Raw genomic sequence first — 6000 nt, forward strand, 5'->3', positions numbered from 1 at the left:
TTTAAGGATAGCGGCGCGGCCACTGACGCCATCGCGGGCAATCGAGCGTCGACCGGCCGCTCCTACAGGAGAGCCTGTGAGGCTGCTATTGGCGTTCGGGCCCGTTGCCGATCTGCCACACGAACGGCGGTTCGCTGCCATTGATCGCCCAGTCGCCGACGATGCGCGCCTTGTAGATCACCGGGTTGTGCGACGACACGGTGCGGGCGTTGCGCCAGTGGCGGTCGAGGGCCTTGCCTTGGCGGATGTCCGAAGCGCCGAGGGCATTGAACAGTTCGCTGGTGGCGCGCTGGATCAGCTCGGTGACCACCACCTGGGCCGTGGCCGACTGGATTTCCGCCGCGACATTGGCCGCCCGTTCCGCCTCGTCATTACCGGCAAAACGCGCCAGGTAGGCCTGCTGCGCCGGTTGCGCCGCGCGCACCGCGCTGGCCTCGGCGGCGTACACCAGGGCCGAGATCTCGCCGACCACCTGCTGCACCTGGGCATCCTCGCTGACCCGTGGCGCATTGCCGTGGCTGTAGATGCGCTTGCGGGTGCGCACCTCGTGGGCCACATCGCGCAGGGCGGCGCGGCCGATGCCCGCCAGCGTCGCCAGCAGCACCAACTGGTAGAAGGCGGTCTGGTATTTGAAGCGGGTGGCGAAGTCGATGAGGTTCTCGGCCTCCACTTCGGCATCGACAAAATGCGCGGTGCCGCTGCCGGTGGTGCGCTGGCCGAAGCCGTCCCAGTCGTCGCTCTGCACGATGCCCGGCTGGCGGGTGCGCACCGCGGCGATCACGTCGCCGCCGGTGTCGCTGCGCCGGGCGTAGACATCGATCCAGTCGGAGAAAATGCTCCCGGTGCTGTAGAACTTCTCGCCGTTGAGCCGCCATTTGTCGCCATCCGGCGAGACCCGGGTGATCACGTCGCCGATGGCCACGTTGCCGATCTCGGTCCAGGCGCAGCCGACGATGTCGCCGTCGACGAAACGCTTGAACCACAGGTCCCGCGCCGGCCCCGGGGCGGCGTTGAGCCGGTCCTCGGCAAAGGCGAAGTGCCCGCGCAAGGCTTGCGGCACGTTGGAGTCGGCCTCGGCCAACTCGATCAGCAGTTGGAACAACTGCGGTAGGGAGGCGCCGCCGCCACCGTATTCCACGGGCACCCGCACTGCGCCAAAGCCGGCTTCCTTGAGCCACAGGATCGCTTCGTACGGCAGGCTGCGCGATTGCTCGCGGGCCACCGCGCCGGCGGCGATCCGGCTGAAGATCGGCCGGAAGCGCCCGGCCAGGGTTTCGTAGTCGACGCCTACGGACAATGGGTTGATTACCTGGTGTTCGGTCATGGGCACAGCTCCTTCTCAGCAATAAATTGGCTCGGCGGTGAAAAGCGTGGTTTCTGCGGAGCGGATTGCACGGTCCGTGCCGGGAGGCGGGTGGCCGTAATCAGCGGGCCGGGCGCGGGACGGCTCGCCGGCAACTGTTGCCCAGCCAACAGCGCATCAACAAATCGACCTGTTGATGGAGGAGACGACGGTCTACCTGTAGCCGCTGCCGCAGGCTGCGATCGGCTGCGCAGCAGACGCCGCTTTTGCCGACGCAGGAAGGCCCTTCGGGCCTTTGCGCAGCCTGCGGCAGCGGCTACAGGGGCGAGTGTCTTCTGGCGTTTTGTGGCTGGCACGGTTGCTGCTCTATTCCCCGGACACTTCAGTCGCGAGGACAAGCCAATGAGTCAGCAAGCCGTGAAATTTGCCTACTGGGTGCCGAACGTCAGCGGTGGGCTGGTGGTCAGCAAGATCGAGCAGCGCACCCACTGGGGCATCGACTACAACCGCAAGCTGGCGCAGCTGGCCGAGGCCGCCGGGTTCGAGTACGCCCTGACCCAGATCCGCTTCACCGCCGGCTATGGCGCCGAGTTCCAGCATGAGTCCGTGGCGTTCAGCCATGCGCTGCTGGCCGCCACCGAGAAGCTCAAGGTGATCGCGGCGATCCTGCCCGGCCCCTGGCAGCCGGCGTTGGCGGCCAAGCAGTTGGCGACCATCGACCAACTGACCCATGGCCGGATCGCGGTGAACATCGTCAGCGGCTGGTTCAAGGGCGAGTTCCAGGCCATCGGCGAACACTGGCTGGAGCACGACGAGCGTTATCGGCGTTCCGAAGAATTCATCCGTTCCCTCAAGGGCATCTGGAGCCAGGACAATTTCAGCTTCCGCGGCGACTTCTATCGCTTCGACAACTACAGCCTCAAGCCCAAGCCGCTGGGCCAGCCGGAAGTGTTCCAGGGCGGCAGTTCCCGCGCCGCGCGGGACATGGCCGCGCGGGTGTCCGACTGGTATTTCACCAACGGCAACACGCCGGAAGGTATCAAGGCCCAGGTCGACGACATTCGCGCCAAGGCCGCGGCGAACCATCATTCGGTGAAGGTCGGGGTCAATGCCTTCGTGATTGCCCGCGACACCGAGGAAGAAGCGCGCGCGGTGCTGGCCGAGATCATCGACCAGGCCGACCCGGAAGCGGTAAACGCCTTTGGCGACGCGGCGAAACAGGCGGGCAAGGCGTCGCCGGAAGGCGAGGGCAACTGGGCCAAGTCCACCTTCGAGGACCTGGTGCAGTACAACGATGGGTTCAAGACCAACCTGATCGGCACGCCACAGCAAATCGCCGAGCGCATCGTCGCCTTGAAGGCGGTGGGCGTGGACCTGGTGCTGGCGGGGTTCCTGCATTTCCAGGAAGAGGTGGAGTACTTCGGCAAGCGCGTATTGCCACTGGTGCGCGAGCTGGAAGCCAAGGCGGCGCTGAAGCGCGAGGATGCCGCGGCTTGAGGTGGACTGTAGGAGCGAAGCTTGCTCGCGATAGCGGTTTAGCGGACACACCGCGTCGCCAGTATCGCGCGCAATCGAGCGTCGACCGGCCGCTCCTACAGAAGCGGGTTACAGGCCCAGTTCGGACAGCCCCGGATGGTCATCCGGGCGCCGGCCCAGCGGCCAGTGGAACTTGCGCTCGCTTTCCTTGATCGGCATGTCGTTGATGCAGGCGTAGCGGTTGGACATCAGACCGTGCTCGTCGAACTCCCAGTTCTCGTTGCCGTAGGAACGGAACCAGTTGCCCGAGTCGTCGTGCCATTCGTAGGCATAACGCACGGCGATGCGGTTGTCGGTAAAGGCCCAGAGTTCCTTGATCAGGCGGTAGTCCAGCTCCTTGGCCCATTTGCGGGTCAAAAAGCCCTTGGCTTCTTCGCGGTTGTGGGCGAACTCGGCGCGGTTACGCCATTGGGTGTCCAGGGTGTAGGCCAGGGACACCCGCTGCGGGTCGCGGGAGTTCCAACCGTCTTCGGCCAGGCGGATCTTTTCAATGGCCGATTCGCGGGTGAAAGGGGGAAGTGGCGGACGAACTTCAGCGTTAGATGACATGTAAAGTCTCCAATGAAAGTTGAGGTTCAGCAGGGTGTCGAACTTGTTTTAAACGATTACAGGTCCAATAACTTTCGCGCCATGCATTGCGCATTATCGGCGGCACTGCGATCGCCCATCACAAGTGCAACGGTAATGGCGCCGTCGATCAGGATCAGCAGCTGTCTGGCTTGCTCCTCCGGATCCTCGGTGCCGTGTTTTTCAGCAATGTGTGCCTTGCAGAGCTCGAGCACATAGTCGAGCAGTTTCTGTTTGTGTTCCCTGGCCACCACCCGTACCGGGTCCTGCGGGTCGCCGGTCTCGCCGCTGGTATTGATGAAGGCGCAGCCGCGAAAGTCCTCCGAGGCGAACCAGTCGCCCAGCACCGTGAACAGGTTGAGCAGGCGCGCGGCCGGCGTCGGGGCCTTGCCCACCTCGCGGGTGAACCAGTGCATCCAGCGCAGGTCGCGGCGCTGCAGGGCGGCCACCACCAGCTCGTCCTTGGTGGTGAAGTAGCGGTAGATGCTCTTTCTGGAGACGCCGGCGGTCTTCACCAGAAGATCCATGCCAGTGGCGGCGATGCCACTTTTGTAGATCAACTTTTCGGTGACATCCAGAATGATGTCGCGTGTGTCGTTGCTAGTGATTTCGTTCATGTGGCGTACAGTAGAACGATCGTTCTCCTTGGTCAATAAGTTATTTTTCCACTCGCGAAATTATTGTCGTCGTTTATCCCGTTGCGAGCGGTTGTGCGGCGGGGACGAAGGACAGGCGACAAATCTTCACAGCGACCCGCAAGACCCGAACCGGCACCTTGGTGTAAGCTCTTGCGCTCTTTTGGATTCGACCTTCTGCGAGCCCTATGCCGTCGCTTTTCAAACGTTCCCTGCTGCCCAAATTGCGCAGCTTCCCGCTGGCTGCCGATGACCTGACCATCCTCAATGGCGCCGCCGAATTCCGCCGTTGCCTGCTGGAGAAAATCGCCCAGGCCACCCGGCGCATCTATATCGTCGCGCTGTACCTGCAACAGGACGAGGCCGGCCAGGAAATTCTCGATGCCTTGCACGCCGCCAAGGCCGCGCGCCCGGAGCTGGACGTGGTGGTCGTGGTCGACTGGCTGCGCGCCCAGCGCGGGCTGATCGGCGCCGGCAAGCAGCCGGGCAACTCGGCCTGGTACCAGGAAATGACCCGTACCCACGCCAGTGAGGTGCCGGTGTACGGCGTGCCGGTGCAGACCCGCGAGCTGTTCGGCGTGCTGCACCTGAAGGGTTTCGTGATCGACGATTGCGTGATCTACAGCGGCGCCAGCCTGAACAACGTGTACCTGCACAAGTTCGACAAGTACCGCTTCGACCGCTACCACCTGCTGCACAACCGCGAGCTGGCCGACTCCATGCAGCACCTGGTCCAGCATGGCCTGGTGGCGTCGCGGGCGGTGCATCGCCTGGACCTGCCGAACCTGCCGACCACCCGCAGCCTGCGCAACGACATCGGCGACCTGCGCAGCCGCCTCAAGCACGCGGCCTACGACACCAGTGCCGGCGGGGTGCTCAAGGACACACTGTCGGTCAGCCCGCTGCTCGGGGTGGGCAAGAACAACCCGCTGAGCCGGGTCATCTGCGAACTGATCGCCAGCGCCCAGCAGCAACTGACCATCTGCACGCCGTACTTCAACCTGCCGCTGGCGGTGACCCGGGAAATCAACCGCGCCCTGGCGCGCGGGGTGAAGATCGACATCATCGTCGGCGACAAGACCGCCAACGACTTCTACATTCCGCCGAGCGAGCCGTTCAAGGTCATCGCCGCGCTGCCTTATCTGTACGAGATCAGCCTGCGGCGCTTCGCCAAGCGGCATCAGAAGGCCATCGACAGCGGCCGCCTGAACCTGCACCTGTGGCGCGACGGCGACAACACTTACCACCTCAAGGGCATGTGGGTGGACCAGCGCTACACCTTGCTCACCGGCAACAACCTCAACCCGCGGGCCTTCCGCCTCGACCTGGAAAACGCCTTGCTGCTCGACGACCCCAAGGGCGAGTTGCTGGAGCCGCGGCGCCAGGAGCTGGAAACGATCTTCCGCCACACCCAGCGCATCGAGCACTTCCAGCGCCTGGAAACCCTGGTGGACTACCCGGCGGCGGTCGGCAAGTTCCTGCGCCGGGTCAGCCGGGTGCGGATCGAGCGGTTGCTCTACCGCATCCTCTGAGGTCCGCGGCGAACGATCCACGATGGGGTCGTTCTTGCTGGCCCTGAAGCCCCTGCGGGGCTTATCGCAACCTGCGGCAGCGGCTACCCGGAGCCAGTCCCCGACCCTGTAGCCGCTGCCGAGCCCGCGAGGCTGCGACAAGGCCCGCAGGGCCTTCATCGGTCTCGAGATCGCCGCGCCCCTTCGGGACGTACGCAACCTGCGGCAGCGGCTACACGAAGCCAGGCCCCGATCCCTGTAGCCGCTGCCGAGCCCGCAAGGCTGCGACAAGGCCCGCAGGGCCTTCATCGGTCTTGAGATCGCCGCGCCCCTTCGGGACGTACGCAGCCTGCGGCAGCGGCTACACGAAGCCAGACCCCGACCCTGTAGCCGCTGCCGAGCCCGCGAGGCTGCGACAAGGCCCGCAGGGCCTTCATCGGTCTTGAGA

5 protein-coding genes are annotated in these 6000 nt (G+C 64.6%); 2 read left to right on the forward strand and 3 right to left on the reverse strand.

Annotated features, from left to right (window positions below):
- Window positions 1–85: 85 nt before the first annotated feature.
- Window positions 86–1324, reverse strand: coding sequence for an acyl-CoA dehydrogenase family protein (locus DK261_RS21830; protein ID WP_053269193.1), 1239 nt, complete (start codon window positions 1322–1324; stop codon window positions 86–88).
- 381 nt (window positions 1325–1705) lie between these two features.
- On the opposite strand from DK261_RS21830, the gene sfnG reads away from it, so the two are divergent.
- Window positions 1706–2800: a dimethylsulfone monooxygenase SfnG gene (gene sfnG, locus DK261_RS21840; protein WP_009049277.1), complete on the forward strand. Its 1095-nt coding sequence runs from the start codon at window positions 1706–1708 to the stop codon at window positions 2798–2800.
- A 108-nt stretch (window positions 2801–2908) separates the two neighbouring features.
- On the opposite strand, the gene DK261_RS21845 is transcribed toward sfnG, so the two are convergent.
- The gene (locus DK261_RS21845; RefSeq protein WP_009049276.1) at window positions 2909–3388 is read right to left on the reverse strand and encodes a nuclear transport factor 2 family protein; all 480 of its coding nucleotides are present in this window, start codon (window positions 3386–3388) and stop codon (window positions 2909–2911) included.
- Between the two features lie 56 nt (window positions 3389–3444).
- Complete coding sequence (locus tag DK261_RS21850; RefSeq protein WP_009049275.1) at window positions 3445–4023, reverse strand: TetR/AcrR family transcriptional regulator; 579 nt, start codon at window positions 4021–4023, stop codon at window positions 3445–3447.
- 206 nt (window positions 4024–4229) lie between these two features.
- Here DK261_RS21850 and pssA point away from each other — a divergent pair, with 206 nt between their 5' ends.
- Window positions 4230–5573, forward strand: coding sequence for a CDP-diacylglycerol--serine O-phosphatidyltransferase (gene pssA / locus DK261_RS21855; RefSeq protein ID WP_009049274.1), 1344 nt, complete (start codon window positions 4230–4232; stop codon window positions 5571–5573).
- Window positions 5574–6000 lie beyond the last annotated feature (427 nt).

Origin of the sequence: Pseudomonas sp. RW409, from assembly GCF_003184125.1 — a bacterium.
Taxonomy (GTDB): Bacteria; Pseudomonadota; Gammaproteobacteria; order Pseudomonadales; family Pseudomonadaceae; genus Aquipseudomonas; species Aquipseudomonas chlororaphis_I.

Excerpts from the sequence above, each read along its gene's own strand:
- DK261_RS21830 (WP_053269193.1), bottom strand. The coding sequence starts at position 1,324 with ATGACCGAACACCAGGTAATCAACCCATTGTCCGTAGGCGTCGACTAC.
- sfnG (WP_009049277.1), top strand. The coding sequence starts at position 1,706 with ATGAGTCAGCAAGCCGTGAAATTTGCCTACTGGGTGCCGAACGTCAGC.
- DK261_RS21845 (WP_009049276.1), bottom strand. The coding sequence starts at position 3,388 with ATGTCATCTAACGCTGAAGTTCGTCCGCCACTTCCCCCTTTCACCCGC.
- DK261_RS21850 (WP_009049275.1), bottom strand. The coding sequence starts at position 4,023 with ATGAACGAAATCACTAGCAACGACACACGCGACATCATTCTGGATGTC.
- pssA (WP_009049274.1), top strand. The coding sequence starts at position 4,230 with ATGCCGTCGCTTTTCAAACGTTCCCTGCTGCCCAAATTGCGCAGCTTC.